The organism is Brachybacterium sp. (genome assembly GCF_052095815.1).
Classification (GTDB): Bacteria; Actinomycetota; Actinomycetes; order Actinomycetales; family Dermabacteraceae; genus Brachybacterium.
This window is the reverse complement of sequence record NZ_JBQDLF010000016.1, coordinates 1-26593: the sequence shown is the minus strand read 5'-3', so window position 1 is coordinate 26593 and position 26593 is coordinate 1. Positions and strand designations below refer to the sequence as shown.

Annotated in this window: 28 protein-coding genes and 2 pseudogenes; 18 read left to right on the top strand and 12 right to left on the bottom strand. The window is 71.4% G+C overall.

What is annotated here, in order from left to right; translation table 11 throughout:
- The 4 genes from larB to ACTH43_RS08430 all read right to left on the bottom strand — a co-directional run bounded on the left by larB (nt 1) and on the right by ACTH43_RS08430 (nt 3340).
- Nucleotides 1–756, bottom strand: a complete 756-nt coding sequence (larB, locus tag ACTH43_RS08445) for a nickel pincer cofactor biosynthesis protein LarB (protein WP_345075813.1) — start codon at nt 754–756, stop codon at nt 1–3.
- Nucleotides 749–1687, bottom strand: a complete 939-nt coding sequence (gene larE / locus ACTH43_RS08440) for an ATP-dependent sacrificial sulfur transferase LarE (RefSeq protein ID WP_441444469.1) — start codon at nt 1685–1687, stop codon at nt 749–751. The genes larB and larE overlap by 8 nt, the downstream gene beginning before the upstream one ends.
- Complete coding sequence (locus ACTH43_RS08435; protein ID WP_441444468.1) at nt 1684–3036, bottom strand: lactate racemase domain-containing protein; 1353 nt, start codon at nt 3034–3036, stop codon at nt 1684–1686. The genes larE and ACTH43_RS08435 overlap by 4 nt, the downstream gene beginning before the upstream one ends.
- A 118-nt stretch (nt 3037–3154) precedes the next feature.
- Nucleotides 3155–3340, bottom strand: coding sequence for a hypothetical protein (locus ACTH43_RS08430; RefSeq protein WP_345075816.1), 186 nt, complete (start codon nt 3338–3340; stop codon nt 3155–3157).
- 246 nt (nt 3341–3586) lie between these two features.
- Here ACTH43_RS08430 and ACTH43_RS08425 point away from each other — a divergent pair, with 246 nt between their 5' ends.
- From ACTH43_RS08425 to ACTH43_RS08410, 4 genes are all read left to right on the top strand, one after another.
- Entirely contained in the window at nt 3587–5089 is a 1503-nt protein-coding gene (locus tag ACTH43_RS08425) for an MFS transporter (RefSeq protein ID WP_345075817.1), read from the top strand.
- Between the two features lie 34 nt (nt 5090–5123).
- Complete coding sequence (locus ACTH43_RS08420) at nt 5124–5678, top strand: TetR/AcrR family transcriptional regulator (protein ID WP_345075818.1); 555 nt, start codon at nt 5124–5126, stop codon at nt 5676–5678.
- A 114-nt stretch (nt 5679–5792) separates the two neighbouring features.
- Nucleotides 5793–7052 carry a sensor histidine kinase gene (locus ACTH43_RS08415; protein WP_345075819.1) on the top strand — a complete coding sequence of 420 codons (1260 nt, stop codon included), beginning with the start codon at nt 5793–5795 and terminating at the stop codon, nt 7050–7052.
- Nucleotides 7049–7720, top strand: coding sequence for a response regulator transcription factor (locus ACTH43_RS08410; protein ID WP_345075820.1), 672 nt, complete (start codon nt 7049–7051; stop codon nt 7718–7720). The genes ACTH43_RS08415 and ACTH43_RS08410 overlap by 4 nt, the downstream gene beginning before the upstream one ends.
- 33 nt (nt 7721–7753) lie before the next feature.
- Here the strand turns inward: ACTH43_RS08410 and ACTH43_RS08405 are convergent, their stop codons facing one another.
- Nucleotides 7754–9151 (bottom strand): DUF4241 domain-containing protein, encoded by a 1398-nt coding sequence (locus ACTH43_RS08405; RefSeq protein ID WP_345075821.1) that lies wholly within the window; start codon nt 9149–9151, stop codon nt 7754–7756.
- Nucleotides 9152–9339: 188 nt separating this feature from the next.
- Between ACTH43_RS08405 and ACTH43_RS08400 the strand changes: the two are divergent.
- Nucleotides 9340–10407: pseudogene (locus tag ACTH43_RS08400) on the top strand (acyltransferase family protein); the annotation flags it as partial.
- Nucleotides 10408–10661: 254 nt separating this feature from the next.
- On the opposite strand, the gene ACTH43_RS08395 reads toward ACTH43_RS08400, so the two are convergent.
- Nucleotides 10662–10997, bottom strand: coding sequence for an ArsR/SmtB family transcription factor (locus ACTH43_RS08395; RefSeq protein ID WP_345075822.1), 336 nt, complete (start codon nt 10995–10997; stop codon nt 10662–10664).
- A gap of 103 nt (nt 10998–11100) precedes the next feature.
- Here ACTH43_RS08395 and ACTH43_RS08390 point away from each other — a divergent pair, with 103 nt between their 5' ends.
- The 6 genes and pseudogenes from ACTH43_RS08390 to ACTH43_RS08365 all read left to right on the top strand — a co-directional run bounded on the left by ACTH43_RS08390 (nt 11101) and on the right by ACTH43_RS08365 (nt 16222).
- A complete protein-coding gene (locus ACTH43_RS08390; RefSeq protein WP_441444467.1) occupies nt 11101–12192 on the top strand; it encodes an NADH:flavin oxidoreductase/NADH oxidase in 1092 nt (363 codons plus the stop codon).
- Between the two features lie 94 nt (nt 12193–12286).
- Nucleotides 12287–13036, top strand: coding sequence for a polyprenyl diphosphate synthase (uppS, locus tag ACTH43_RS08385; protein WP_441444466.1), 750 nt, complete (start codon nt 12287–12289; stop codon nt 13034–13036).
- Nucleotides 13033–13899, top strand: a complete 867-nt coding sequence (locus ACTH43_RS08380; protein ID WP_441444465.1) for a hypothetical protein — start codon at nt 13033–13035, stop codon at nt 13897–13899. Before uppS ends, ACTH43_RS08380 begins: the two co-directional genes overlap by 4 nt.
- Nucleotides 13900–13969: 70 nt before the next feature.
- Nucleotides 13970–14101: pseudogene (locus ACTH43_RS08375) on the top strand (DUF1541 domain-containing protein); the annotation flags it as partial.
- A 26-nt stretch (nt 14102–14127) separates the two neighbouring features.
- Nucleotides 14128–14523, top strand: coding sequence for a MerR family transcriptional regulator (locus ACTH43_RS08370; RefSeq protein WP_441444464.1), 396 nt, complete (start codon nt 14128–14130; stop codon nt 14521–14523).
- Between the two features lie 148 nt (nt 14524–14671).
- Nucleotides 14672–16222, top strand: a complete 1551-nt coding sequence (locus ACTH43_RS08365; protein WP_441444463.1) for a SulP family inorganic anion transporter — start codon at nt 14672–14674, stop codon at nt 16220–16222.
- Between the two features lie 74 nt (nt 16223–16296).
- Here ACTH43_RS08365 and ACTH43_RS08360 read toward each other — a convergent pair whose 3' ends face one another.
- Nucleotides 16297–16848 (bottom strand): GNAT family N-acetyltransferase, encoded by a 552-nt coding sequence (locus ACTH43_RS08360; RefSeq protein WP_441444462.1) that lies wholly within the window; start codon nt 16846–16848, stop codon nt 16297–16299.
- A 108-nt stretch (nt 16849–16956) separates the two neighbouring features.
- Nucleotides 16957–18204, bottom strand: coding sequence for an MFS transporter (locus ACTH43_RS08355; RefSeq protein WP_441444461.1), 1248 nt, complete (start codon nt 18202–18204; stop codon nt 16957–16959).
- 95 nt (nt 18205–18299) lie between these two features.
- Here ACTH43_RS08355 and ACTH43_RS08350 point away from each other — a divergent pair, with 95 nt between their 5' ends.
- From ACTH43_RS08350 to ACTH43_RS08340, 3 genes are all read left to right on the top strand, one after another.
- Nucleotides 18300–18914 carry an ArsR/SmtB family transcription factor gene (locus ACTH43_RS08350; RefSeq protein WP_441444460.1) on the top strand — a complete coding sequence of 205 codons (615 nt, stop codon included), beginning with the start codon at nt 18300–18302 and terminating at the stop codon, nt 18912–18914.
- Between the two features lie 20 nt (nt 18915–18934).
- Nucleotides 18935–19360 (top strand): GNAT family N-acetyltransferase, encoded by a 426-nt coding sequence (locus ACTH43_RS08345; RefSeq protein ID WP_441444459.1) that lies wholly within the window; start codon nt 18935–18937, stop codon nt 19358–19360.
- A 103-nt stretch (nt 19361–19463) separates the two neighbouring features.
- Entirely contained in the window at nt 19464–20150 is a 687-nt protein-coding gene (locus ACTH43_RS08340; protein WP_441444458.1) for a Pr6Pr family membrane protein, read from the top strand.
- A gap of 33 nt (nt 20151–20183) precedes the next feature.
- On the opposite strand, the gene ACTH43_RS08335 is transcribed toward ACTH43_RS08340, so the two are convergent.
- The 3 genes from ACTH43_RS08335 to ACTH43_RS08325 all read right to left on the bottom strand — a co-directional run bounded on the left by ACTH43_RS08335 (nt 20184) and on the right by ACTH43_RS08325 (nt 21956).
- Nucleotides 20184–20708, bottom strand: a complete 525-nt coding sequence (locus ACTH43_RS08335) for a DUF2812 domain-containing protein (RefSeq protein WP_441444457.1) — start codon at nt 20706–20708, stop codon at nt 20184–20186.
- The gene (locus ACTH43_RS08330) at nt 20705–21028 is read right to left on the bottom strand and encodes a PadR family transcriptional regulator (protein WP_441444456.1); all 324 of its coding nucleotides are present in this window, start codon (nt 21026–21028) and stop codon (nt 20705–20707) included. Before ACTH43_RS08330 ends, ACTH43_RS08335 begins: the two co-directional genes overlap by 4 nt.
- A 136-nt stretch (nt 21029–21164) precedes the next feature.
- The gene (locus tag ACTH43_RS08325; RefSeq protein ID WP_441444455.1) at nt 21165–21956 is read right to left on the bottom strand and encodes an SDR family oxidoreductase; all 792 of its coding nucleotides are present in this window, start codon (nt 21954–21956) and stop codon (nt 21165–21167) included.
- Nucleotides 21957–22155: 199 nt separating this feature from the next.
- Between ACTH43_RS08325 and ACTH43_RS08320 the strand changes: the two genes are divergently transcribed.
- Nucleotides 22156–23544: an amino acid permease gene (locus ACTH43_RS08320; protein ID WP_441444454.1), complete on the top strand. Its 1389-nt coding sequence runs from the start codon at nt 22156–22158 to the stop codon at nt 23542–23544.
- 137 nt (nt 23545–23681) lie between these two features.
- Nucleotides 23682–24296, top strand: a complete 615-nt coding sequence (locus ACTH43_RS08315; RefSeq protein WP_441444453.1) for a CueP family metal-binding protein — start codon at nt 23682–23684, stop codon at nt 24294–24296.
- Nucleotides 24297–24365: 69 nt separating this feature from the next.
- Here the strand turns inward: ACTH43_RS08315 and ACTH43_RS08310 are convergent, their stop codons facing one another.
- On the bottom strand, nt 24366–24995 hold the full coding sequence (locus ACTH43_RS08310) for an NADPH-dependent F420 reductase (protein WP_441444452.1): 630 nt from the start codon (nt 24993–24995) through the stop codon (nt 24366–24368).
- Here ACTH43_RS08310 and ACTH43_RS08305 point away from each other — a divergent pair.
- Together ACTH43_RS08305 and ACTH43_RS08300 are read left to right on the top strand one after the other, a co-directional pair.
- Entirely contained in the window at nt 24891–25436 is a 546-nt protein-coding gene (locus ACTH43_RS08305; protein ID WP_441444501.1) for a MarR family winged helix-turn-helix transcriptional regulator, read from the top strand. The two genes, ACTH43_RS08310 and ACTH43_RS08305, sit on opposite strands and share 105 nt — an antisense overlap.
- A 198-nt stretch (nt 25437–25634) precedes the next feature.
- Nucleotides 25635–26593 (top strand): Abi family protein (locus ACTH43_RS08300; protein WP_441444451.1); only part of this gene is annotated, 959 nt, incomplete at its 3' end.

Genomic DNA, 26593 nt, shown 5'->3' with positions numbered 1-26593 from the left:
TCATTCCCCCGCGGCCGGGGCCCAGCGGGCGATCTGGGCGGCGAGGTGTCCGGCGCCGTAGCCGTTGTCGATGTTGACCACGCCGATGCCGGGGGCGCAGGCCGAGAGCATGGTGAGCGCGGCGGTGACCCCGCCGCTGGCGACGCCGTAGCCGACGGAGGTGGGCAGGGCGACCACGGGCGCACTGATCTGCCCGGCGACCACCGTGGGCAGCGCGCCGTCCATGCCGGCGGCGACGACCACGCAGGCCGCTTCGCGCAGCTCCGGCAGGCGCGACTGCAGGCGATGCAAGCCCGCGATGCCGATGTCGGCGATCAGCCGCGTAGGGCGGCCGAGGTAACGGGCTGTCAGCTCCGCCTCGCGGGCGACCGGCAGGTCGCTGGTCCCGGCGCAGGCCACGATGACCAGGCCTCCCGTCGGCTCCGGGGGTGCGGACGGCCAGGCCAGCAGCCGCGCCTCGGCGTCATGGAAGGCCCCGGGCAGCGCGGCGAGGATCGCCTCGGCGCGCGCGGCATCGGCGCGGGTGAACAGCACCGGCCCGAGCCCGTCATGGCCCTCGGCGTCCAGCCGCGCGTACTCCGCCGCGATCGCGGCGACCTGCTGGACGCTCTTGGCATCGCACAGCACCGCCTCGGGCGCCCCGCGGCGCCGGGCACGGTCGAGGTCGAGGTCGAGGAAGCCGTCGATCTTCCCGTCGGCCGCTGCTGGCCCGTCGGCCGCCGCCGGGTCGCGCGGGCCCGCTGCGGCCTCAGCCACGCCCGCCCTTGCCCACGATCTGGAGGGAGAACAGGCCCGAGCGGATGCCGTCGAGGTCGATCGTGACGTGCTGGAAGCCGGTCTCCTTGCCGGCGGCGACGAGGGCCGCGCGGATGCCCGGCTCCATGGCGCGGGCGAGCTCGCCGGTGGGCAGCTCGATGCGGCCCACGGCGCCGTGATGGCGCACCCGGCAGTCGCTGAAGCCCTGTTCGTAGACGGCGTCCTCGAGATCGTCGATCTGGCGCAGCTTCTCGGGGGTGACCTCCTCGCCGAAGGGGATCCTGGAGGCGAGGCAAGGCGCGGCGGGCTTGTCCGCGACCGGCAGAGAGAAGCCGCGTGCGACTTCTCTGACCTGCTGCTTCGTCATGCCGACGACGGACAGCGGGCGCAGCACCCGGTGGCGGGTGGCGGCGCCGGCGCCGGGGCGGTCATGGCGGGTGGCGTCGTCGGCATTCTCGCCGTAGGCGACCGCGTCGAGCTGCTGCGCATCCACGACCTCGTCGCCGATGCGGGTGAACAGCTCGTCCTTGCAGTGGAAGCAGCGCGTGCCGTCATTCTTCTGGTACTCGGGGTTCTCGCCCTCGTGGGTGTGGACCTCGACCACCTCAGCCCCGATCACCGCGGCGACCTGGTGGGCGAGGCGTCGTTCGCGGCGGGCGAGCGACGGGGAGACGCCGAGCAGCGCGACGACGTTCTCGGCGCCGAGCGCCCGGATGGCGAGGGCGAGCAGGGTCGCGGAGTCCACGCCGCCGGAGTAGGCCACGCCGAGGCGCTGCACGCCGGCGAGCTCGGCGGAGACCGCATCGGCGAGCGCGAGCGCCTCACCGGTCAGGGCATCCGGGGTCATGGCGGTGACCTCGAAGCCGGGGTGCCCGGGGGAGAACAGCGAGCGGGGGGCCGACGGGGCGGTGCGCTGGTGGGTGGTGGTCACTTGTCCTGCCCTGCCGCGCCGTCGCGCTCGGAGGCGAGGCGGAAGAGCACCTCGCCGGCGTGGTCGATGACGAGGGTGTCGGGGTCGTTGCGCAGCGCCTCGATGTCGAGGGAGGCGGGATCCATGTGGAGCACGTTGTAGACCTCGCACTCCTCCTTCGAGATGGAGGTCGCGAAGTAGCGGTTCACCCGCTGCTTCTCCTCCCCCGTCTCGGGGTCGTAGGTGCCCAGGCCCGTGACGTGGGTGGAGTGGGCGAGCTCGCCCCAGGGGTGGTCCTTGAACCGGTCCCACTGCTTCGTGAAGTACTCGATGTTGTGATAGCCGATCTCGCGGATGCCGGGGTGCATCGCGGCGACCTCGGTGATGTGCGGGGCGTAGATGATCACGTCGCCACCGTCGGCGCAGACGGGCTCGGACTTGTAGAAGCCCTTCGCGCCGGTCCACATGTCGTCGTACATCTCCGGGACCAGCGCGACGATCCGCTTGTACGGCTTGTCGACGTAGGTGATGTGGGTCTGCGCGGAGATCTTCGCCATCGCGGCCCAGGCGGCCTGCGGATCGCCGAAGGCGATGGCGTTGAGGTCCTGCCCGCCGGAGACGACATCCATGGTGAACGCGAGCTTCTCGGCGTCGATGAGCTCGCTCGCGGCGTCGATCAGCTGGCGCACCGGGGTGATGCCGAGGGTGCCGATGATGCGGCTGGCGGTGATCAGCGCGCCCACCCAGTGGGAGATGTCGATGACGTCATGCACCGAGCAGCCGGGGAAGAAGTACTTGTTGCCGCCGGAGAAGCCGACCACCTCGTGCGGGAAGACGGGTCCGGCGATCAGGTTGACGTCGCTCTCGACGACCAGCTTGTTGATCTGCACCCGCATCGGGATGTCGGTGAGCAGGCCACCGGTGAGCTCGGCGATCTGCTCGGCGGAGATCTCGCCGAGGTCGGCGATCTGGGTGGGGTCGTCCCAGGCATGGTTGACGACGGTCCACTCGGGGTAGGTGGCCTTCGCGCCGCGCTCGGTGGCGCCGAGCAGGGTGTCGATCGCCGCCTCGCTCATCGCGGCGTGGGTGCCCAGCGCGATCAGCACGGTGACGGAGCTGGCGCGGCCGGAGAGCGCGTCGTGGATCGCGGGCAGCACCTTGGGCAGCGGGACGGAGCGGGTGCCGTCCGGGATGATCAGGCAGACGCTCCTGCCCTCGAGGTCCTGCCCGGCGAGCTGCTCGGCGACGAAGCCGGTGATCTGCTCGTCGGTGAGCGCACCGCCCGGGCCGCCGAGGAGGGCGGCACGTTCGGCCAGCCCGTCGGGGATCGGGTGGATCGTGGGCTGCGTCGTCGCATTCGGCTCGCTCATGGCTCCACTATGCGCCGTCGGGCCTGACCAGGACAAGGAGGGCCCGGCTGTTGCCATGAGGGCTCCCGGCGTGCTCGACACCCCGCGCGGGCACCTTCTCCGCCGAGGCGGGCGTCGCTCAGCTGCCGGCGCGATTGCCGCGGCGTGCGAGGGGCAGCGTGCCGAGCGAGGCGATCGCGATCACCGCGAGACCTGCACCCACGAGCGGCTGATCGCCGAGGAGCATCACGAGGGCGAGCACGCCCGCGATGAGCGCTCCGGCGATGGCCGCCATGGTCATGAACCTTCTCGAACTCTCGGTCATGGTCTGCTTCCTCTCGTTGCGGGTGGTGCCAGGATCGCAAGGAGCGCAGGGGCCGGTGAACCGACTTTCGGCGGACGACGCCGCCGGGTCCGCGTCCGATGGGCGGAGCTGAGCTCGACGTCGGGTGGGTACCTCGGACGCTCGGCTGTGCGGGACGGAGTGTGGCGCGGGCCGCACCGCCTTGACCGTCGTTCACGACGACCTTGAAACTGTACCGACGCGACGGTTCAGTTCTGAGGAGTACCGATGACCGACACGATGAGCCCCCGGCGCCGCTGGGCCGCCCTGGCCGTCCTGGTGGGGGCTGTGCTGCTGCTCGCCATCGACGCGACGGTGCTCTATCTCGCCGTGCCCGCCCTCACGGCGGATCTCTCCCCCACGGCCACCCAGGTGCTGTGGATCGGGGACATCTACTCCCTCGCCCTGGCAGGGCTGCTGGTCACGATGGGCAACCTCGCGGACCGCATCGGGCGCAAGCGGCTGCTGCTGCTCGGCGCGACCGCCTTCGGGGCGGCCTCCGTCCTCGCAGCGTTCGCTCCGTCGGCCGAGGTGCTCATCGCCGCGCGGCTGCTGCTGGGGATCGCCGGGGCCACGATCATGCCCTCGACGCTGTCGCTGATCCGCAGCATCTTCACCGACCCCGCCGAGCGGACCCGGGCGATCGCGCTGTGGTCCGCCGCAGCGGCCAGCGGGATCGCCCTCGGCCCCGTGGTGGGCGGGGCGCTGCTGGAGAGCTTCTGGTGGGGCTCGGTGTTCCTCATCAACCTCCCCGTCATCGCGGCGGTGCTGATCGCCGGCGGGTGGCTGCTGCCGGAGTCCCGCAACCCCTCGCCGGGACGCTTCGACCTCGTCTCCAGCGCCCTGTCGATGATGGCGATCATCCCGTTCGTCCTCACCGTCAAGCAGATCGCCGGCGGGAGCGCCGGCGTCGGCACCCTCCTCGCGATCGCCGCAGGGATCCTCGGGGGCGTGCTCTTCGTGCGCCGCCAGCGCCATGTCGACTCGCCCATGATCGAGGTGGATCTGTTCCGCAACGCCGCCTTCAGCGGCGCGGTGCTGGTCAACTTCACCTCCGTCTTCGCGCTCAGCGGCGTGCTGTTCTTCTTCTCCCAGTACCTGCAGCTGGCCCGCCACCTCAGCCCGCTCCAGGCCGGCATCGCGCAGCTGCCCGTCGCTCTCGCGTCCATGGCGGCAGTGCTGCTCGTGGGATTCCTGCTCGCACGACTGGGCCGCGGCCGAGCGATCGCCCTCGCGCTGCTGACGGGGGCGGCGGGGCTCGGCCTGCTCGCAGTGCTCGAGAGCAGCGAACAGCTGGGCTGGGTGCTGCTCGCACTCGTCCCCCTGGGGCTCGGCATCGGGATCGCCGAGACGCTCAGCGTGGACGCCGTCGTCTCCGCGGTGCGTCCGGCGAAGGCCGGGGCCGCCGCATCGGTGTCGGAGACGGCCTACGAGCTGGGCGTGGCCCTCGGCATCGCCGTGCTGGGATCCGTCATGACCGTGCTCTACCGCTCCGGCCTCACGCTCCCCCCGGATGTCACCGGCGCGACGGCGACGAGGGCGCAGGACTCGCTGTCCTCGGCGTCGGCCGTCCTCGCCGACCACGCCGCCGCCCTCGCGGCCGCCGAGCACGCCTTCGTCTCCGCGATGCAGGTGACCACGCTGATCGCCGCGGGGGTCATGGTGGTCTCGGCGGTCGTCGCCTTCGCCCTCATCCCCGACACCCGGGCCACCGCCTCCGCCGCCCGCTGAGGCGGGCGCGGCGAGGATCAGGGAGACTGGAGCCATGGCACGCACAGCAGGGCGCAGCGCGGAGGACACCAGGCGACTGATCCTCGACACCGCCATCCGCCTGGTGGGCCGGAAGGGCACGGCGGTGCCGGTCTCCGAGATCGCCGCCGAGGCGGGCATCTCCAAGGGGGGCCTGCTCTACCACTTCCCCAGCAAGGAGGCGCTCCTGCACACCCTGGCAAGCGACCTCATGGCCCAGTTCCGGGATCAGGTCCACGCGAGCGCGGCCACGGAGCCCCCCTCCCCCGGCCGGCTCACCCGCGCCTACGTCCGTGTGAGCTTCGCCGACGCGGGCGACGTCCACCGGCTGCGCGATTCCATCGCCCTGGCCTCCCACCTCATGTTCGAGCCGGGACTCGCCGAGCTCGCCCAGCAGGACGCGACGCAGTGGCGCGAGGAGCTCCATGCCGACGGGCTCGATCCCGCCGTGGTGCGCCTGGTGATCGCGGCGTCCGACGGGAGCATCAGCGCCCCGCTGTGGGGCGCGATCCTCGACGACAGCGACCGCGAGCGGCTCGAGGCCTCCCTGCTCGACCTCGCGACGCCCTGACGCCGCGCTCGATGCAGAGCTGAGGCCAGGGACCGTCCGAAGGTCGGGGTCGCACCCCGCGGAACGGTACTTCCGAGCGATGCGCACGGCGTATCGCCGTCCTAGCATCGAGCCGTGAAACGCTCCGTGACCGCCGTGACCGCTCCCTCTGCGGGCGCCGACGGCATCGCTCCCGCCGCCCCCTCCCCCGCGGAACTCCTCCGGCGACGGACCGCGGTGATGATCGTGCTGGGGGTCGCCGCACTGGCGCTGTTCTGCGTGCTGGTGCCGATCCACGCCAACGGATACGGCACCCCCGTCGTGCTCGCCCTGCCACTCGGCGCCGCACTGGTCGCCGCGCCCCTGCTGGCCGTCCCCCGCCCTCGCACCGCGAGCGTCCTCGCCTGCCTCCCAGCCTGGATCCTGCCGCTGGTGTCTCTCGGCGACGGACCCTCGTCCTGGCCGTGGCCGTGGTCGGTGCCCGCGATGATCGCCTTCACATTGTTCGTGCTGGTCATCACCACGCTGCACGGCTGGAAGGCAGGAGCGGCACCGCTCGCGATCGGGCACCTTGGCCCGCTGCTGAGCGCACCGCTGCTGGGGCGGGCGGAGGCGGCCGGTACGGATCTCATCGTCGCAGCCTCGCTCAGCGCGGCGGCGTCCCTGGTGGCGGTGCTTCTGGGCAGCAGGCTGCGCGTGGGCGAGGAGCTGCACCGCGAGCGAGAGGTCTCCGCCGCGGAGCACTCGCGTCGGCTGCTGGTCGAGGAGCGCACCCGCATCGCCCGCGAGCTGCACGACGTGGTCGCGCACAGCACCGCCCTGACCCAGGTGCAGGCCTCCACCGCCCGCTACCGGATCCCGGACCTCTCCCCCGAGGCCGCCGCGGAGTTCGACGACATCGCCCGCAGCGCCCGCGGCTCCCTCGAGGAGATGCGCCGCCTGCTGGGGGTGCTGCGCACGGAGGACCACACCCCGCCGCTCGCGCCGCTGCAGGGCGTGGCCGAGATCCCCGAGCTGGTGGAGGGCTTCCGCCGCGCGGGCGCGGAGCTGGAGCTGCACCTGGACGAGGTGCCGGAGCCGGTGCCCGCCTCCGTGGACCTGGCCGCCTACCGCGTGACGCAGGAGGCGCTGAGCAACGCGGTGCGGCACGCGCCCGGCGCACCGATCGACCTGCAGGTGGTCTTCGAACCCGGCGCCGTGATGCTCCGCGTGCACAATGAGAGGGTCCCCGCCGCGGCGACCTCCGCCCCTCGAGGTTCCGGCAACGGGTTGCGCGGCATGCAGGAGCGCGTCTCGCAGCTGGCAGGAACCCTCCGGCACGGGCCCGACCCGGACGGGGGCTGGACCGTCACCGCAGTCCTTCCGCTCACCGATCACCCCCAGGAGCCCGCATGACGATCTCCGTCCTGCTCGCCGACGACGCCGCCATGGTGCGGGCGGGCTTCGCGGCCCTGCTCGACGCCCAGTCCGATGTGCGCGTGGTCGGCCAGGCCACCACGGGCAGGGAGGCCGTCGCGCAGGCGGCACGGCTGCGCCCGGACGTGGTGCTCATGGACGTGCGCATGCCGGAGATGGACGGGATCGAGGCGACGCGGCGCATCGGGGCACCCGACTTCCCCGCCTCCCCGCCGCCGCGGATCCTCATGCTCACCACCTTCGACATCGACGACTACGTCCACGACGCCCTGCAGGCCGGGGCGAGCGGCTTCCTGCTCAAGGACGCGACACCCGAGGAGCTGGTCCACGCGGTGCGGGTGGTCGCCGCCGGTGACGCGCTGCTCTCGCCCGGGATCACGCGGAGGATGATCGAGCAGTTCGCCGCCCGTCGGCCGCGCGCCCCGCGCGATGCGGCGCTCCTGGCCCAGCTCACCGACCGCGAGCGGGAGGTCCTGATGCTCATCGCCGAGGGCCGCTCCAACAAGGAGGTCGGTGAGGGGCTGTTCATCTCCGACCACACGGTGAAGACCCATGTGGGGCGCCTGCTCACCAAGCTCGGCGTGCGCGACCGGGTGCAGCTGGTGATCCTCGCCTATGACAACGGCCTGGTCTCGCCGCTGAGCTGATCGCTCGGAGGGACTGCCCGGTGAGCGGCGCCGTCACTTCTTCCGGCCGGAGAGCCCTCGCGTCCTCCCGTTCTGGGCCACCATCTCGAGCACGTCCGCGCCATCGACCTGGATCTGTGCGGGCTGGAGCTGGTACCCAGTGATCAGGAACCGCGCCTCGGCACCCGCCTGCGGCACATCGCCGATCCGCTTCGTCCGCAGATCTCCGACGATCGCCCCGAGACGCTTGGCCATCCGGGTGATCGACATGCCGGGGTCCGAGTAGATGACCTCGCGGCCTCCCAGAGCGGCGAAGCCCCGCGTGATGACCGTCGGAGTCTCCGCCTCCTCCACGGGCCGGACGCGGAAGGCCAGGGGAACATTCGCCTCGAGATCCCTGATGAACTGCTCGGGAGTGAGCACGAGGCGCTGCGCCGGGATCCAGACGGCGATGGGGAGGGGCACCTCGGCGAGCATGACGACGAAGCTGAGGACCGCGCTCAGCGGATCATCCCCGGAATGCGGGCCGATGGAGAGGGCTCCTCGATGTGCAGCGATCCGCTCGACCAGGTCAGCGCTGTCGTCGGAGCAGGCAGCGTCGCGGAGCAGGGCCGGGTCCTCGATCCGGCCCGCGACTCCCATGTGCATCATGACATCGTGCGCGGTCTCGAAGACGGCCGCAGTGCTCCCCGTCCGGGTGAGCTCGCGGGCGCGATGGGGCAGGACGGCCTCCAGCACCTCGCCGAGGTGAGCCGGGTGATGGTCCAGCAGCAGATGAGCCGTCAGCGGACCTGCAGGCTGCGGCGTCTCGGAGCTGTCGGGACGTTCCCTCACGGGGCCCACCACGCCGAGATCGATGTGGAGGGCGACCGTTCCTCCCCGCTCGTCGAGCCCTCGGATGACGGGGTAGACGCCATCGCCCCATCCGGAATGGCTCAGGATGACGTTCTCCCCGTGCTGGGCGCCCGGAAGGATGATGTTCGCCGTGCCGTCCAGCAGATGCTCGGGATCGTCCATGAGAGTGAACCAGCTGTCCGGTCGGCCGGAGTCGAAGAGCTCCTCGAGGTCCTCGGCATCCTTCGGCAGGAGGCGCTCCACGGAGTCCCGGTCGGCGAAGGAGACGGCACCGGAATCGACGAACACCTCGGCGTCGTCGACCAGCTCGCGGCTCCTCTCCGCACCGTCGGCCAGCACCACGCTGAGATAGGCCTCGCGCAGGTGGCTGCCGTCCTGGGCATCGGAGACATCGGCCACCGTGACACTGACCGGATACGCGCCCGGGGACACCTCGATCACCCGGCCCTCTCCCAGACGGGTGAACGGATCAGCGACCTCGAGGCGACCGGAGTGCACTCGGAGGACACCGAGCTCGTGGACGCTGAGGGTGAGCGTGCCACCCTGCGGGTTGGAGGCGGGTCCAGGGGTCAGGGCGGCGAATGCAGAGAGATCCATGGCGGAGACTCTAGCCAGCATCGAATCGTGGAACACCTCCCGACGGGTCGTCATCCGACGGCTGGGGCGGCGCCGGTCTCGCCGCTGAGCTGATCGCTCGGAGGGACCACCCCTGCCGGCACCTGCGCGCGACGCGGCAGGGGGCACCTCGTCCATAGCGTCCTCGGCATCACCCGAGGAGGAGCCCCATGGCCGTCATCGATCTCGCGCCCCCGCGCCGCGCGCACGTCCCCGCCCGCACCCCTGCCCCCTCGCACCGCGATCGCGGCATCGACCTGGTCCGCGCGCTGTGCGTGCTGGCCGTGATGCTCGTCCACGGGCTCCAGGTCGCGGTCACCGCCGGCGCGGCCGGGCCGGTGCTCGAGTACGCGACCCGCGGTGCGGCCTGGTATCCGCCGCTGACCTGGCTGCTGCAGGTGATGCCGCTGTTCTTCGTGGTCAGCGGCTTCGCCGGCGCCATCGCGCACCGCCGGCTGCGGGAGCGCGGAGGCTCCGCGACGGACTTCGTCACGGCCCGCGTGCATCGCCTGCTGCTGCCGGCCCTCGCCCCGATCGCCGCGGTCGCTCTGGCCCTCGCCGCACTGCCCGCCCTCGGCGTCCCCGACGAGCTGCTCGGCGAGGCGGGGCTGCGCTGGCGCGAGCCGCTGTGGTTCCTCGCGGTGTTTCTCGGCGCCCAGGCGCTGCTGCCGGCGCTGCTGCGGGCGCATGAGCGGGCGCCCTGGCCCTCGCTGCTCGCCCTGGCCGGCGGCGCGGTGATCGTGGACGTGCTGCGCGCGGAGACGGGGATCGACGCGGTCGGGTACGCGAACCTCGCCTTCGTCTGGCTCGCGCTCCAGCAGGCGGGCTTCCTGCTGGCCGACGGGCGCATCGAGGCCCTCTCCCGCCGCGCCCGGCTGCTGGGCGCGGGAGCGGCCGTGACCGCTCTGCTCGCCGCCTTCGCGAGCGGGCTCTGGTCCCCCGACCTCATCGCGCACCTGAACCCGCCCACCACCGCCCTGCTGGTGCTCGGCGCGGCGCAGACCCTTGCGCTCTCCCTGCTGCGGCCCCGGCTCCGCGAGCTCGCGGAGCGTCCGCACATCGCGGCCGTGACCGGCTTCGTCACCGCCCGCACGATGACCTTCTACCTGTGGAACCTCTCGGCGCTGCTGCTCCTCGCGGGCGGGACGCTGCTCCTCGCGCACTGGGGCGCGCTCACCCTGCCGGAGCCCTCGAGCCTCCAGTGGTGGCTGGACCGGCCGCAGTGGCTGCTCGCCTCGATCGTGCTCACGGCGACGGCGGCCCGGCTCTTCGGCCCGCTCGAGCGGGTACGTGCGGTGCGGCCGACGGGCGAGCTCCGCCGCACCGGGCAGGCGATCGCGCTGGGCCTCGCCGGGCTGGGGCTGCTGCTCGTCGCGGGCGCCTCACCGCTCAGCGGCGTCGCGGCGCTCGCGCTGCTGCTCGGGGCGCTCGCCCGGATCCGCGCCCCGCGCCCGACTCTCGGCGAGGCCGGGCCGGCTGGGTCGGCTCGGCGTCAGGAGTCGCCCGACGGCGCCGCCGGTCGCGCAGGCTCCGCCGCGAGCACCGCACCCAGCAGGCCGGGGAACCGGGACTCGAGGTCCTCGTCGCGCAGGCAGTTCAGGATCGCGGTGCCGCGGTAGCGCTGGGAGATGACCCCGGCCTCGCGCAGCACCCTGAAGTGATGGGTGGAGGTCGACTTGGAGACGGGGAGGTCGAAGGCGATGCACGCCTGGTCGTCGTGGCCACCGGCGAGCTGGCGGACGATCGTGCGGCGGATCGGGTCCGCGAGCGCGGAGAGCACCTGGTCCAGGGCGATCTCCTGCGCATCGGGGTGGGGCAGTGTGCGCACCGTCTCCTCCTGGTCTCTTCTCGCGGGGTCCCCCGAGAGTACTATCGTCCTCGTAGTACGGCATCCTTCGTACTTAGCGTCGACCCCTCCGGAGGCTCCTCCCGTGACGACCCTGTTCACCCCGCTCCAGCTCCGCGGCCTCGAGATCCCGAACCGCGCATGGATGTCTCCCATGTGCACCTACAGCGCGGCGGCCGAGCCCGGATCGGCCGGCCGGCCCACCGATTTCCACCTCGCCCACTACTCGGCCCGCGCGGCCGGCGGCGCGGGCATGGTGATCCTCGAGGCGACGGGCGTGGCCCCCGAGGGACGCATCAGCCCCTTCGACCTCGGCCTGTGGGAGGACGCGCAGATCCCGGACTTCGCACGCATCGCCGCCGCGATCCGCGCACAGGGCGCGGTCGCAGGCATCCAGCTCGCGCACGCCGGCCGCAAGGCCTCGACCGGCCGACCCTGGGAGGGCGGGGCCTGGCTCGGCACCGACGAGCTCGGCTGGATGCCCTACGGCGCGAGCCCCGTCGCCTTCCCGGGCGGCCCGGTGCCCCACGAGATGAGCCGCGAGGACATCGCCGCGGTCGTCCGCTCCTTCGGCGACGCCGCACGCCGCGCGCTCGAGGCCGGCTTCCAGGTCGCGGAGATCCACGCCGCGCACGGCTACCTGCTGCACTCCTTCCTCTCACCGCTGACCAACCACCGCACCGACGAGTACGGGGGCGACCTCGCCGGCCGGGCCCGGCTGGTGCTCGAGGTGGTCGACGCGGTCCGTGCCGCATGGCCGCAGGAGCTCCCGGTGCTGATGCGGATCTCCACCACAGACTGGGTCGAGGAGAACCCCGAGGACCCGCGCGAGAGCTGGACCTACGAGCAGTCCGCCCAGCTGGCCGCCTGGGCCGGGGAGCACGGGGTGGATCTGATCGACGCCTCCTCGGGCGGCAACGACGTGGTCCCGATCCCCCGCGACGAGGACTACCAGACCCGTTATGCGGCGCGACTGCGCCGGGACACCTCGGTACCGGTCGCGGCGGTCGGCCGCGTGGCGCGGGCCGAGCAGGCGGAGGAGCTGCTCTCCTCCGGCCGGGCCGATGCCGTGCTGGTGGGCCGCGAGATGCTGCGGGACCCCTCGTGGGCGAACCACGCCTCCCGCACGCTCGGAGCCGCTCCGCGCTTCCTCGAGCAGTACTCCTACGCGCTCTGAGGGGTCCCGGCACCTCGGGCGGGCGCGGTGAAGGTTCTGCGCCGTTCCTGCCCGTGCGCTTCCCGGGAGGGCTCCGGGACTCCAGGATCGACTCATGACAGCCCCCGACGTCTCTGCGCGACTCACGCCGAGCTCCGTGGCGATGCCCCGGCACGTGGGCGTCATCATGGATGGCAACCGCCGCTGGGCACGCGCTCAGCACCTCCTCGACCCGAGCGCCGGGCACCGGGCCGGCGCCGAGCATCTGTCCCGCCTGCTGGGCTGGCTGGCCGCGCGCGGCATCGAGCACGCCAGCGTCTACGTGCTGTCCGCCGACAACATCCGCCGTCGCGACGCCCGTGAGCTCGGCGTCCTCTTCGCGCTGCTCGAGACCACCATCCCGGAGAGGGTGCGCGCCGCAGAGCGCTGGCAGCTCCACGTCAGCGGCGATCTCAGCCTCCTGCCGGGGCCGACGCAGCGCGCGCTGCGGAAGGCGGTGGAGGAGACCCGCGGTCGCCCGGGCCACCTCACTCTGGCGATCGGCTACGACGCCCGCGCCGACATGGCCGCGGCGCTGCGGCGCGCCGTCTCCGCCCTGCCCGAGGCCGACGTCGAGCAGCTGACCGTCGCTGCCGTGACCGCGCAGCTGGCCGGCGGCCCGGTGAAGGACATCGACCTGATCATCCGCACCGGCGGCGACAGCCGCACCTCGGGATTCTTCCCGTGGCAGAGCAGAGCGGCAGAGCTCCACGTCGCCTCCTGCCCGTGGCCGGCGTTCACGGAGAGCGACCTCGAGGCCGCTCTCACGTTCTTCGCGGCGAAGCGGTCCGGGGCCCCGACGGACTGCATCTCCGCCACCCCATGAGGCAGGATGAAGCCCGCACCGGAGACTCCGAGGGGGAGCACATGACGATCACGGCGGGCGAGACGACGACCGAAGTCCACATCAAAGCCTTCACCACGTTGCGACTGGAGGACGTCACCACGGAGGTGGACGGTCGCCCCGCTCGCCTCAGAGAGGCGACCGTCTACTGGGAGTTCGAGGACGGACAGTGGCGCATCAGCTTCGTGCAGCTCGACGGCGTGCACCTGAAGAAGAACGGAGCGGAGTCCCGCAGGGCCCTGAGCACGAGCTCCGAACCTGCTGACGGCACCGAGGACAGCTACGGACTCACCACCCCGCAGGTGATCGTCGAGGCCGCGCTGGCGCACACCCCCGACTGGCTGCCGCAGATGAACGAATCGGGCTACGCCTCTCGCGAGCGATCGGATCACAGGGGTGAGGACACAGCACTCCCGGGCCACGACGGACCCTCCCCCGCACGGTCGGAGCCGCACCATGCTCCCGCAGGCATCTCGCACGTCGGGACCACGACCCAGGTCCTCGTGCACGCCTACACCGCCCTGCAGCTGGAGGACTTCCCCATGCAGGTGAAGGCTCGCACCGCCAGGATCGCGAAGGCCGAGATCCGTTGGGGATTTCAGGAGGGCGCCTGGCGCGTCGACGCCGTGCACGTGTGGGGGCCGGTGATCCGCCAGAAGGACGGGACGGAGTCCTCCCAGCACGTCAGCGAGCTCACCCGGCCCGCCAACGCCTCGAACTCGCAGTACGGCGTGATCACCCCGCCGGAGATCATCGAGGTGGCCCGGCGGAACGTGCCGGACTGGGAGCCGCAGATCACCGGGACCCACCTCCCCCGGATCCCGACGCTGCGCAGCAGCCTGTAGCGAGCCCTTCTCGACGCGGGCGGCGCGAGCGCGGGCCCCTCCGAAGGGTCGGCCATCCCGCATCATCGTGGTCCGTGGCGCCGAGGCGACCATCGACAGCTCCATGCAGGAGACCGTCTACATGGTCGACCTCGAGATCGACGGGATGACCATGACCCACCACAAGTGGGTCGTCGAGAGCGAGATGCAGCCGGCCGGCTGAGACGCGAGATGGTGCACACTGACTCCATGAGCGAGAAGGACGACGACCCTCGGCTGCTTCATATCGGCGCGGTCGCCGAGCGGACGGATCTCAGCCTGCGCACTCTGCGCCACTACGACGAGATCGGCCTGATCACCCCGTCGGAACGCACCGCGGGAGGGTTCCGCCTCTACTCCGAGGCGGACGTCGAGAGGATCCTGCTGATACGCCGGATGAAACCGCTGGACTTCACCCTCGAGCAGATGCGGGAACTGCTCGAGGTCACCGAGGCCGCCATCCGACCCGGCGCCTCCGCCGAGGTTCGGCAGAAGCTCCGCGAGTTCGAGGAGTCCGCGCTCGAGCGACGTGCGTCCCTCGCACGCAAGGTCACCATGGCCGACGAGTTCCTCGCGCGACTGCAGGAGCTGTCCTCCGGGGCGTGACCCGACAGCAGGCGGGTGAGACCTGAGCGGCTGTGACGGGCGTCCCCTATCGGCGAGACCAACTCTCACGTAACGTGAGGTTTGATCGCGAGCCCCTCACGGAACCGTTCCATGCCTCCGGGGCTCCCCCACTCCCCCGAGGACACTGATGACCCCCTCTGCCGCAGCAGCCGTCGACAGCGAGCCCCAGCACTCCCAGCAGCCTCCCGCCACGGTGCGCAGCGCCCTGCGCGACCCTCGTCGGCTCAGGACCGAGATCCTCGGCGGCCTGGTGGTCGCGCTCGCCCTGATCCCCGAGGCGATCTCCTTCTCGATCATCGCCGGCGTCCCACCGCAGGTGGGCCTGTTCGCCTCCTTCACCATGGCGGTGACGATCGCTGTCGTGGGCGGCCGACCCGCGATGATCTCCGCCGCGACCGGCGCGATCGCCCTGGTCATCGCCCCGGTGGCCCGTGAGCACGGCTTCGACTACTTCATCGCCACCGTGCTCCTCGCCGGGCTGCTGCAGATCGTGCTCGCCCTGCTCGGGGTGGCGAAGCTGATGAGGTTCATCCCTCGCAGCGTGATGACCGGCTTCGTCAACGCCCTCGCGATCCTCATCGTCACCGCCCAGCTGCCGCACCTGATCGGCGAGGACATCCCGCTGATCGTCTACCCGCTCGTCGCGGCCGGCATCGCGATCATGGTGCTCCTGCCCCGGCTGACCTCTGTGGTGCCGGCGCCGCTGATCGCGATCGCACTCCTCACCCTCGCTGCGGTGACCGCCGGCTGGACGTTGCCGAACGTCTCCGACCAGGGCGAACTGCCCGAGTCGCTGCCGGAGCTGTTCTTCCCGGACGTCCCGCTCACCCTCGAGACGCTGCAGATCATCGCGCCCTACGCGCTCGCGATGGCGCTGGTGGGGATCATGGAATCGCTGATGACCGCGAAGCTGGTCGACGACATCACCGACACCCCCTCGGACAAGACCCGCGAGACCTGGGGCCAGGGCGTCGCGAACCTGGTCGCCGGGTTCTTCGGCGGCATGGGCGGCTGCGCCATGATCGGCCAGACCATGATCAACGTGAAGCAGTCCGGGTCCCGCACCCGGCTGTCCACCTTCCTGGCCGGCGTGTTCCTGCTGATCCTGGTCGTCGCCCTCGGTGACATCGTGGGACTGATCCCGATGGCGGCGCTGGTCGCGGTGATGATCATGGTCTCCGTCGGCACCTTCGACTGGCACAGCATCCGCCCCTCCACGCTGCGCCTGATGCCGTGGTCGGAGACCGCGGTCATGCTCGTCACCGTCGCCGCCACCGTCCTCACCCACAACCTCGCCGTCGGCGTGATCCTGGGTGTGCTCACGGCGATGGTCCTGTTCGCCCGGAGGGTCGCGCACCTAGTGAGGATCGAGAAGGTGTGGGAGACCGACGTGGACGCCGACGGCACCATCGACATCCGTCGCTACGCCGTCACGGGCCAGCTGTTCTGGGCCTCGAGCAACGACCTGGTCCACCAGTTCGACTACGCCGGCGATCCCTCGACCGTCATCGTCGACCTCACGGCGGCTGACATCTGGGACGCCTCCACCGTCGCGACCCTGGACGCCGTGCAGTCGAAGTACGCCGTGCACGGCAAGGAGGTGCGCATCATCGGCCTGGACGGGGCGAGCCAGCAGCGGCTCGAGCGCCTCTCCGGCAAGCTCGGCGCCGGGCACTGAGCCAGGACCGGGCCGCCGTCCCGCGAGGACGGTGTCCACGAGAGCCTCGTCGAGCGATCGGCGAGCACGCAGGATCACTGCATCGTCGCGGCCAGCTCCCGGGCGTCGAGCTCACGGTCCGCGAGCACCAGGCGCACAGCCGACGGGTCTGGATTGCCCGCATCGGGACCGCAGTGGCGCAGCGTGAGCCCGACCTTCTCGGCCACGGCGGCGGAGCCGCGATTGTGCTCGAGGAGGTAGGCCACCACCGGCAGCTCGGGGCGCGTCGCGCGCGCCACCTCGACGGCCGCTCCCGCGAGCTCGGTGGCGAGGCCGCGCCCCTGCACCTCGGGGGCGAAGCGGTATCCGAGGTTCCAGAAAGCGCCCTGACGGACCGCGCAGCCACCGTGCCCGACGACGGCGCCGCCCTCCCTCACCACCCAGGCCCCGAGACCGTGCTCGCGCCAGTCGGCGAGCCAGCGATCGAGCGCCGCAGCGGTGGTGGAGAGCTCGGCGAAGCGCCCGCTCGGCAGATGGGTCCAGGTGCGCGCGTCGGAGTAGAGGCGGTGGAGGTCCTCCAGGTCCTCGTCGCACGGGGCGTCGAGCTGCAGACGCTCGGTGCACATGCTCATCGCGGTCCCTGCCATGACGTCACCTCTCCGGCCGGCCGCAGTCGCGTCCGGCACGGCGAGATCCTAGGCCGCCCGGGAGACACCGCCGGTCGAGGCGCCTGGCCGCAGCATGCGCCGCCCCGGTCACTCCGCCGCCTCGAATCTCCGCAATGTCGGGCTGAGGGCTCCCACCAGTGCGGTGAGCACGAAGCCCGCGCCCGCAGCGGCGAGCGCCCAGCCGCCGCCGAGGGTCTCTGCGAGCAGGCCGCTGACCAGCGGTCCGAGCGGTGAGAGTGCCATGCCCGCGACGGTCAGCAGCGAACCGATCCGGCCCAGCATCTCCGCCGGGACGAGCTGAGCGGTCACGGCGCTGAAGGCGACGTTCAGCGCCGGCGTGACCAGGCTGAACGCGAGGATCGGAAAGAAGGGCCACCACGGGGCGAGCGGCAGCGCGGCGAGCATCAGGCACACGCCGAGCACCGCAGGGACACCGATCGCGAGACGGCCCGGGCGCACCCGCCCGGCCACCCATCCGGCGGCGGATGCCCCGAGCAGTCCGCCGAGGCCGATGCCGGTGAGCACGAGGCCGGCGAGCGTCGCGGTGCCGCCGAGGGAGCCGATGTGCACGATGAGCGCGAGGATGACGCCGCCGCCGAAGAAGTTCATCGCCATGATCACGAGCGACAGCTCCCGCAGGCCCCGTCGGCCGAGCAGCCACCGCAGAGCTTCCCCGGACTCCGCGAGCATGCCCCGTCGCGACGGCCCGTCCGCAGCGCCCTCCGGCGAGGCACCGGCGGCGGGCTCCGGCCGTCGCGGCACCTTCGCGAGCACGGCGAACACCCAGGCCACGGCGACGATCGCCGCCATCATGAGGTACGGGGCGAGCAGCCCGATCCCCGTCAGCAGGCCGCCGATCGCCGGACCGAGCACGCGCCCGGCGTGGGAGCGCGCCTCCTCCTGGGCGAAGGCGCCGCGCAGCTGGGCGGTCGGGACGACGGCACGGATCGAGACCTCCCGGGCGGGCCCGAGGAAGGCCTGGCAGACCCCGTCGACGACGGCGAACAGCACGAAGCCCGCCATCCCCTCCGCGCCCGCGGCCAGGCCTGCGAGCAGGATCGCGGCGTTGAGCACCTGGACGGCTTGGGCGATCAGCAGGATCTGCCGCCGGTCGTGCCGGTCCACCCAGATCCCGGCGGGCATCTGCGCGAGCAGCATCGCCGCCGTGAGCACCGCGGCGACCAGCCCGGCGCGGGCGGCGCTCCCGGTGAGGGCGAGCAGCGTGAGCGGCAGGGCGACGCGGTTGATCTCGGTGCCGAGCGTCGCACAGGCCGACCCCGCCCAGAGGAGCTGGAACCGGGTGTTGCGCCGCAGCGGCGGTGGCACGGCGCTCATCGACCACGAAAATCGTGAAACAGGTGCTTCATAGAAGTGAAGGTAATGCTTCAGGACTCGTCGGGGCAAGAGCGCCCCCGGCCTACGATGTCGCCATGGCCCTCGATCCCCCGCTGCACCTCGACGACCACGACCGCATGCGCGCGGTCAGCCATCCGGCGCGGTGGCGGATGCTCCAGGAGCTGTGGGCGGGCAGGACGCTGACCAGCACCGCCGCCGCGGAGCTGGTGGACCTCTCCCCGTCGGCGATGAGCTATCACCTGCGGCGCCTGGCGGCGCTGGGCCTGGTGGAGCAGACTCCATCGGCCGACGGCCGCGAGCGACCGTGGCGGGCGACCACCGACGGCCTGAGCATGACCGGCCAGCCGGACCCCGCCCTCGGCGGGCTCATGATGCAGAACTTCAGCGCCGACGTCTCCAGGGCTCTGGCCACCCCGCCGCCCGCCGAGGGCGACCCCCGGCCGTGGCCGGCGAGCTTCGGCCATCGCCGAGTGCGGATGACGCGCGCCGAGGCGAAGGAGCTGAGCACGCGGCTGACCGCACTGCTCGCCGAGGCGGAGGCCGCCGGCGCCGCGCGCGCCGAGGCCCCGCAGGACCCAGCCCCCGAGGACGAGCCCGTCTTCCGCTACGACCTCTTCTGGGCGACCGCTGCGGCCGATGGGGAGGCCGGGGAGGTTCAGCCGGACCCCCGCCGTGCGGACCGCTCCTGACCTCGAGCTACGGTGGCGCCATGACCTTCACGATCACCGCCTGCGCGGCCTCCGACCTGCCCGCACTGGCCGAGACGGTCGCACTCTACGAGGCGGTGGGCTGGAGCGCCTACACCGACCATCCCGAGACCCTGAGGAACGGTCTCGCCGGCTCGCTGCGCGTGGTCGTCGCGCGCCGGGCGGGACGGCTCGTGGGCCTCGCCCGCGTGGTCGGCGACGGCGCGACGATCTGCTACCTCCAGGACGTGCTCGTCCATCCCGACACCCGGCGCGAGGGCCTCGGGAGGCGGCTCGTGCAGGAGGCCTTCGCCCCGTACGGCGACGTCCGCCAGCACGTGCTGATCACGGACGAGGAGCCCGGGCAGAGGGCCTTCTACGAGTCGCTCGGCTTCTCGCAGTTCGGCACGACCCTGCCCGGGCGCACCTTCGTGCGCTTCGCCGGCTGAGCGGCCGCCCTCCGGCGGGGCCCGCGCGCGCCCCTCGACATCGGTGGTTGGATGACCCCATGGAACCCCTCTAGCGGCGTCCGCCGCACACCGGCGGGCCGCGATGACCGGGCTGTGGCCCGTCGCGCGGCTGGCCGTGGCCCTGCTCTGCCTCGCCGCGATCGTCCGCCAGCTGATCGTCACGGTCGGCAATGCCCAGGAGCTGTGGCCGGACCAGCTCCCCACGGTGATCACGAACTACTTCAGCTACTTCACGATCCTCTCGAACCTCGGCGCCGTCGTCACGCTGGCCCTCGGGGCGGTCTGGGCGCTGCGGACCCGGGGCGGCCGGGAGGCCGAGCCGGCCTGGCTGGCGACCCTGTTCGTCTGCGTGAGCACCTACATGATCGTCACCGGGGTGGTCTACAACCTGCTGCTGCGGTCCTCGGAGATCACCGGCCTCGCCGGCGCCTGGACGAACGAGGTGCTCCACGTGGTGGGCCCCGTCTTCCTGCTCGTGGACGCACTGGTCGCCCCTCGCCGTCGCGCTCTGCCGTGGCGGACCGTCGGCATCGCCGCGGCGTTCCCGATCGCCTGGGCGCTCTACACGCTGCTGCGCGCGAACCTCGTGTCCTCCCCGGTCACGGGCGACCCCTGGTGGTATCCCTATCCGTTCCTCGACCCGCACCTGGTGCCCGGCGGCTACCTGGGCGTCGCGGGCTACATCGTGGGCATCGCCGCTGTCATCATCGCGGTCGCCGCGGCCGTGACCTGGGCCCGGCGCGCGCCGGGACGACGCGTCACCCCCTGAGCAGGCCGCGCCGTCGTGCGCTTCGCCGGCCGATCAGGCCTTCTCGAAGAGCCGTGCACCTCGGTGCCAGAAGCCGATCAGGGGCAGCACTGTGTAGATGACGGGCAGGACGGCGAGGAGCGCGATCCCTGCGGTCAGCCAGGAGCTCCAGTCGACGGCCCGGAGGCCGAGCCCCACGAGCACGAAGATCGCGAGGGCGATGGCCGACAGGACGGCGTAGCGGTTCCGCTCCCGCAGCAGCTCCTCGGCCCGGCTCGCCGCACCCGAATGGACGGGCGGTGTGCCGGGCGCTGCCTTGAAGACGTGCGCGTCCCCCAGGGACAGCACATGCTCCCAGCCGGCCTCGCTGAAGTAGAAGAGGAAGTCGGAATCGGGGTCGCGCTCGTGGGCGAGGTCGAAGATCGCGTCCTCGGGCTCTCCCTCGCGGAACTTCCACCCGTGACCGAGCCGGGCGACGCCTGCGAGATGTCTCCCCTGCGCCGCCTCCTCGGCGAACATCGCGAGATCCTTCTCGGGCTCGAAGGCCAGGCCTGCGCTCATCCTGCTGGTCGTGCTCATGAGTCCTCCATGATCCTGTCCGCCATGGCCAGCAGCTGCCGGCGGCGTTCGATGTTGCGCTCGAGCACGTCGCGGCCGACGGCGGTGAGCTGGTACGTGCGACGGGCATCCTCCGCGTCCAGCTCCTCGATGAAGCCCGCGGCGCTGAGCTTCTTGAGCGTCGTGTAGAGGGAGGCCGGACCCACCACGACCGTCCCGGCGCTCTCCGCTTCGAGGAACTGCGAGACCGCGTAGCCGTGCCGCGGGCGCACCAGCGCCAGCAGCACGTGCACTGCGGCGTCGGCGAGCTCGCCGGTATCGAAACCGGACCTGCGTGCCATCGTCCACCTCGCTCCCCATCGGCATCACTCGATGATGCATCCATGAATGATATACCTGGCCGAGGTCGTCGTCCACCCGGACGCAGGAGGGCCCGGGGCACTGCCCCGGGCCCTCGATCATCAGCTCTGCCGTTCCTCAGACGCTCTGCCAGATGTCGTCCCCGCGTCGCAGCGCGTCGAAGCCGCCGTCGACGAAGAGCACCTGGCCCGTCATCCGCGCGTTCGCGGCCGAGACCAGGAAGGCGTGGACGGCGGCGATGTGCTCGGCCTCGGCGATGCCGTTGTACGGCGCGGGCATCGCGTCGTCGGCCATCTTCCGACCCTCCTCGCTCGCGAAGAGCTCGGTGGTCATGCCGGTGCGCACCTGGCCCGGGCCCACGCCGTTCAGGCCGATCCCGGCGCCCGCGTACTCGGCGGTGGGGGCCATGCGGCGGATCCAGCGGGAGATCGCGCGCTTGGAGCTGGAGTAGTTCGCGTAGCCGATCTGCGGGCCCTGGGCGGCGAGCGCGGCGCCGCGGGCGAGCGCGGCCTCGGCGTCCCCGGCGAGCAGCAGGTCCACGAGCTCGGGGTCGTTGCCCTGCAGGGTCGCGGCGGAGCTGGTGACGCTGATCCGCGGGGCGTCGGCCCTTGCGAGCTGCGGGCGCAGCGCCTCGATGAGGGCCACGGTGCCGAGGTAGTTGATCTTCACCGACAGCTCGGAGGGTGCGGAGACGCCGGCGTTGGCGACGAGCCCGTCGAGCACGCCGCCGGTGCGCTCGGCGATCTCGGCGGCGACGCGGTCGATCTGGGCCGGGTCCGAGAGGTCGCCGGTGACGTCGCCCTCGCGCAGGTCGACGCGGATCACGGTGTCGCCCGCGGCCTCGAGCTGCGCTGCGGCGGCCTTCCCGATGCCCGAGGCGGCTCCGGTGACGACGATGGTGCGTGCCATGAGTGGTTCCTTCCACATCCTCTCAGCACTCCGAGCCGGGGCGCTGATGTCCTCCCAGCGTAGGAGCGCTTTCTGCACGTTGCCGGGACGAAGGGACCGCCGTCGGAGTGGCCGGACACACGTACCCTCCTGCACCGCCGCGGCCATACGGTGTCAACTGCACAAGAAGTCCCTCCCCAGCCTCGGAGCATTCCCCACGATGAGCACGACCACGCAGGACGCCCCCTCCTCCGCCGCGACCCGGCGCCGACCGGGCCTGAAGGCCCGCCACCTCCACTTCATCGCGCTCGGCTCCGCGATCGGGACGGGCCTGTTCTACGGCTCGGCGGGCGCGATCCAGGCGGCCGGCCCCTCGGTGCTGCTGGTCTATCTGCTCGGCGGCGCGGTCGTGTACTTCATGCTGCGTGCGCTCGGCGAGATGGCGGTGCGGATGCCGATCTCCGGCTCCTTCGCCGAGTACACCCGCCGCTTCCTGGGGCCCTGGGCCGGGTACATCACCGGCTGGATGTTCGCCTTCGAGATGCTCATCGTGTGCCTCGCGGACCTCACCGCGATCGCGATCTACATGCGCTTCTGGTTCCCGGACACCGCGCAGTGGATCTGGGTGGCGCTCACCCTGCTGATCGTGGGTGCCGCGAACCTGGCCAGCGTGCGCTGGTTCGGGGAGCTCGAGTTCGTGTTCACGCTCATCAAGGTCACCGCCGTGATCGGGATGATCGTGGGCGGCGCGGCGATCCTGGTGTTCGGCCTGGGTTCGGCGGGCGGCGGGAACCCGCTCGCGAACCTCACGGCCGACGGCGGCTTCTTCCCGCACGGCGCCGGCGGCATGATCAGCGCCTTCATCCTGGTGCTGTTCGCCTTCGGCGGCACCGAGATCATCGGTGTAGCCGGCACCGAGGCGGAGGATCCCGGCACCGCGATCCCGAAGGCCGTGAACACGGTCCCGGTGCGGATCCTGCTGTTCTACGTCCTCGCGATCGGCGTGATCCTGCTGATCAACCCGTGGCGCACGATCACCGGCGAGGAGTCGCCCTTCGTGCAGATCTTCGACACCCTCGGCGTGAACTGGGCGGCGGCGCTGCTGAACCTGGTGGTGATCACCGCCGCGCTCTCGGCGATCAACGCGGACCTGTTCGGCGCCGGCCGGGTGGTCGCCGGGATGGCACGGCAGAAGCTCGCCCCCCGGGCGCTCTCCCGCACCGTCAGGGGCGTCCCCGTGGTCACCACGGTCGCGATGCTCGGCGTGCTGGTGATCGGAGTGATCCTCAACGCCGCACTGCCCGAGGCGGTGTTCACGATCGTGGCGTCGCTCGCGACCTTTGCGACGATCTTCGTGTGGCTGATGATCCTGCTCGCCCAGGTCGCCTCCCGCCGCAGCATGAGCCGCGCCGAGCGCGAAGCGCTCGAGTTCCCGGTGCCCTTCTGGCCCTACGGCCAGCTCTTCGCGATCGCCTTCATCCTGTTCACGGTCGGGATCATGGTGTGGGAGCCCGCGTACCACACGGCTCTGCTGGTGGGCTGCGGGTTCCTCGCCGGGATGTCGCTGCTGTACATCGCCACGGGCCGCCACCGCCTGCCCCGCGGCTGAGCAGGATCGGGGCTGGGCAGGATCGGGGCTGGGTGGGAACAGGCAAGCGCAGTCCACAGGGAGGCCCGTCAGCCCGGGAGGCCCGCCGGCGGGGTACCGTACCCAGTGACTTGTCGTCGTCCTGAGAGGAACGCCCTGTGCGCACCGCCCCAGCCGTTTCTCGCAGAGCTCTGCTCGGCGGCTTCGCGCTGACCACCGCGCTGGCCTCCCTGGGCCTCGCAGGCTGCGGCGGCTCCCCCGATGCCGACTACTCCGCTGCCGGCAACCCCCTGGAGGGCCTGCTGCGTGCGGACGGCCTCGCCGGGCGCGACGCCCGCAAGATCATCGACAACCTCGAGGCCCTGCCCCTCGACGAGCGCTCGCACAGCATGCAGGCCACGGTCCTCCCGGACCGCCTCGCGCTCAGCGACGACTCGGGCCGTGAGGCCGCGCTCTCGCTGCCGGCCGGGCAGTCCTACACCGCCGTCGCACCGTTCGTACGGACGACGCATGACTGCTTCCACCACGAGCTCTCGCACTGCACCGGCGAACTGCTGAGCGTCGCGGTCGAGGTCCTTCTCACAGCGGACGACGGTGCGGTCCTGCTCGACGAGAAGCGCACCACCGCCCCCAACGGCTTCCTCGGCCTCTGGTTGCCGCGGGATCAGGAGCTGACGCTCACCGTCTCGCTCGACGGCGCGGTCGCGACGGCACCGCTGAGCACCCACCCGGACTCCGCCACCTGCATCACCACGATGCAGCTGACGGCCTGAGCCGCCCCAGCACCCACGAAGAGCCGCCCGGGACTCCAGGGTCCCGGGCGGCTCCGTGTCAGCGGACGCTCACTTGCGCAGCGCGAACCCGCCGGTCCAGCCGGTGATCTCGCGGGCGGCGAGGGTCATCTGCAGGAAGCCGACGGCCTCCATCTCGCGGGCACGCTTGAGCGAGCCGGCATCGACGCCCTTGACGCCACCGGCGGTGACCAGGTCGATCAGCGCGGTCTTCGCAGCGTCGTCGTCACCGGCGACCAGGACGGTCGCGGGGACGTCGCCGCCCACCTGACCGGCGGCCAGTACGCCGGCGAAGACGGTGTTGAAGGCCTTGAGGACGCGAGCGCCGGGGAGCTTCGCCTGCAGCTCAGCGGCGGCCGAGGAGTCCGCGGGGGCGGTGAGGGAGTCGAAGGTCGTGAAGTCGACGGGGTTGGTGACGTCCACGACGATCTTGCCGTCCAGCTGCGCGCCGTAGGTGGCGACGAGCTCGTCGAAGGCGGTGACGGGGACGGCGAGGACGACGATGTCGCCCGTGATCGCGTCGCCGACAGCGCCGGCGGTGCCGGAGACCTGTGCAGCGAGCGCGGTGGCCTTCTCCTGGTCGCGGCCCAGGACCTGGACCTGCGCCCCGCCCTTGGCGGCAAGTGCGGCGACGGCCGATCCGACGTTGCCGGATCCGATGACGGCGAGGGTGGTGCTCATGGCATTTCTCCTTGGTGCAGCGCTTGGCGCGCCCTCGTCACCATCGGACAGAAGCTCCCGTCCCGACTGGACGAGCAGCTCACCGCGGACGCCGGGATCATCAACTTCGAGTACGCGATCCTCCAGGCCCTGATCGCCGCACCCGAGACGACCCTGCGCATGGGCCAGCTCGCCGACGCCGCGCTGGCCCCCATGCCGAGGGCCTCGAAGGCCGTCACCCGGCTGCAGAAGCGGGGGCTGGTCGAGAAGGTCGCTTGCACCGACGACGGCCGCGCGATCAACGTTCACCTGACCCGGGAGGGCCGGCTGACCTGGCTGCGCGCCACTCCCCCTCACATCGAGCTCGCCCGCGACCGGATCCTCGGCGACCTCTCCGAAGAGCAGCTCGAGGCGCTCGCAGCACTGCTCGAGCCGATCGGGGCTCGCCTCGACGAGGCCTGAGGCTTCGCAACGGCTCATCTATCCGCCCTTCGTGCATACCGAGACCGGGCGGCCGGTCGCGCGCCGAGGAACGGGCTCGACTTCGAAGTCAGAGCGCACAAAAAAGCGCCCCAGTGGCTTAGTCTCAAGGACCAGAGGCCGCTCTGGAGCGCGATGCACGTATCGTATCACCCCCGTGTGCTTACAGCAGGGGGAGTGATGTCCGGGGTTCCGCAGTGGGTGTCCGAGGCGCGCTTCGAGGAGTACCTCGTAGCGGCGAACCACGACTATGAATCAGCCCTCCGACTCTACGAGTGGAATGTCGCGATCTCCGCCGGGTTCTTCGAACTGATCGCCCATGTCGAAGTAGCGCTGCGCAACTCCGTCGACAAGATCCTCGCGCCGCTGGAGGTGGCTGAGAGCGCCCGCGTCGACGTGGCTCTTGGCTGGTGGTTCGCCAGCCCTTCCTTCCTCGACAAGGATGCCCTCAAATTCCATGAGATGGCCTGCAAGCACCTCGGGAAGAAGGCGGACACCGCGTCGCGGGACAAGGTGCTCGCCTCGATGACATTCGGACTGTGGGAGGCGATCTTCGGCAAGAAATACGAAAATTTATTCCGCAAGCATCTCGTCCATGCTTTTCCCCATCGACCGAAGGGCTTCGTGCGTGCGTCCGTCCACACCTCTGTGCTGGCGTTGCGCATTCTGCGAAACCGCATCGCGCACCACCAAGCGATCTTCGACCAGCCCCTGGAGGAGCGCTTCGAGCAGGCCATGGACATCCTCAGCTGGATCGACCCCAATCTCCAGGCATGGGTGCGTGGAGCCTCCCGCGTGCCCGATCTCCTTGACGAGCGCCCACCCGCCGCCGAATCCGTCGCGGTCGTGGTACCGGCCAAGGATGCTTGGCACTTTTACCTGGAGCACGGCGTCTACATTTGTCAGCCGGAACGCTACTTCCGAAATGTTAGCCATCTCGGGTTCTACGCCGAGAAAGCTATTCAACTTGAGGTCCCAAAGGTGCTGAAGCGAATCGACAACGTCACCTGGACGCCTGAAGAGATCGGTCGCCTCAAAGGGACCCACCATGATGAGGACCAGCGCCTCGCCGACATCATCAAAGCCGGCTCTTCGCGGTTCATGGTGAATGACCCTGCTGTAGCGGGTATTCACGCTAC

What these genes read in the sequence shown, in the direction of transcription:
- ACTH43_RS08435 (WP_441444468.1), bottom strand. Translation starts at nt 3,036, where the DNA reads ATGAGCGAGCCGAATGCGACGACGCAGCCCACGATCCACCCGATCCCC.
- ACTH43_RS08430 (WP_345075816.1), bottom strand. Translation starts at nt 3,340, where the DNA reads ATGACCGAGAGTTCGAGAAGGTTCATGACCATGGCGGCCATCGCCGGA.
- ACTH43_RS08425 (WP_345075817.1), top strand. Translation starts at nt 3,587, where the DNA reads ATGACCGACACGATGAGCCCCCGGCGCCGCTGGGCCGCCCTGGCCGTC.
- ACTH43_RS08420 (WP_345075818.1), top strand. Translation starts at nt 5,124, where the DNA reads ATGGCACGCACAGCAGGGCGCAGCGCGGAGGACACCAGGCGACTGATC.
- ACTH43_RS08410 (WP_345075820.1), top strand. Translation starts at nt 7,049, where the DNA reads ATGACGATCTCCGTCCTGCTCGCCGACGACGCCGCCATGGTGCGGGCG.
- ACTH43_RS08405 (WP_345075821.1), bottom strand. Translation starts at nt 9,151, where the DNA reads ATGGATCTCTCTGCATTCGCCGCCCTGACCCCTGGACCCGCCTCCAAC.
- uppS (WP_441444466.1), top strand. Translation starts at nt 12,287, where the DNA reads ATGACAGCCCCCGACGTCTCTGCGCGACTCACGCCGAGCTCCGTGGCG.
- ACTH43_RS08380 (WP_441444465.1), top strand. Translation starts at nt 13,033, where the DNA reads ATGAGGCAGGATGAAGCCCGCACCGGAGACTCCGAGGGGGAGCACATG.
- ACTH43_RS08370 (WP_441444464.1), top strand. Translation starts at nt 14,128, where the DNA reads ATGAGCGAGAAGGACGACGACCCTCGGCTGCTTCATATCGGCGCGGTC.
- ACTH43_RS08365 (WP_441444463.1), top strand. Translation starts at nt 14,672, where the DNA reads ATGACCCCCTCTGCCGCAGCAGCCGTCGACAGCGAGCCCCAGCACTCC.
- ACTH43_RS08360 (WP_441444462.1), bottom strand. Translation starts at nt 16,848, where the DNA reads ATGGCAGGGACCGCGATGAGCATGTGCACCGAGCGTCTGCAGCTCGAC.
- ACTH43_RS08355 (WP_441444461.1), bottom strand. Translation starts at nt 18,204, where the DNA reads ATGAGCGCCGTGCCACCGCCGCTGCGGCGCAACACCCGGTTCCAGCTC.
- ACTH43_RS08350 (WP_441444460.1), top strand. Translation starts at nt 18,300, where the DNA reads ATGGCCCTCGATCCCCCGCTGCACCTCGACGACCACGACCGCATGCGC.
- ACTH43_RS08345 (WP_441444459.1), top strand. Translation starts at nt 18,935, where the DNA reads ATGACCTTCACGATCACCGCCTGCGCGGCCTCCGACCTGCCCGCACTG.
- ACTH43_RS08340 (WP_441444458.1), top strand. Translation starts at nt 19,464, where the DNA reads ATGACCGGGCTGTGGCCCGTCGCGCGGCTGGCCGTGGCCCTGCTCTGC.
- ACTH43_RS08335 (WP_441444457.1), bottom strand. Translation starts at nt 20,708, where the DNA reads ATGAGCACGACCAGCAGGATGAGCGCAGGCCTGGCCTTCGAGCCCGAG.
- ACTH43_RS08330 (WP_441444456.1), bottom strand. Translation starts at nt 21,028, where the DNA reads ATGGCACGCAGGTCCGGTTTCGATACCGGCGAGCTCGCCGACGCCGCA.
- ACTH43_RS08325 (WP_441444455.1), bottom strand. Translation starts at nt 21,956, where the DNA reads ATGGCACGCACCATCGTCGTCACCGGAGCCGCCTCGGGCATCGGGAAG.
- ACTH43_RS08320 (WP_441444454.1), top strand. Translation starts at nt 22,156, where the DNA reads ATGAGCACGACCACGCAGGACGCCCCCTCCTCCGCCGCGACCCGGCGC.
- ACTH43_RS08310 (WP_441444452.1), bottom strand. Translation starts at nt 24,995, where the DNA reads ATGAGCACCACCCTCGCCGTCATCGGATCCGGCAACGTCGGATCGGCC.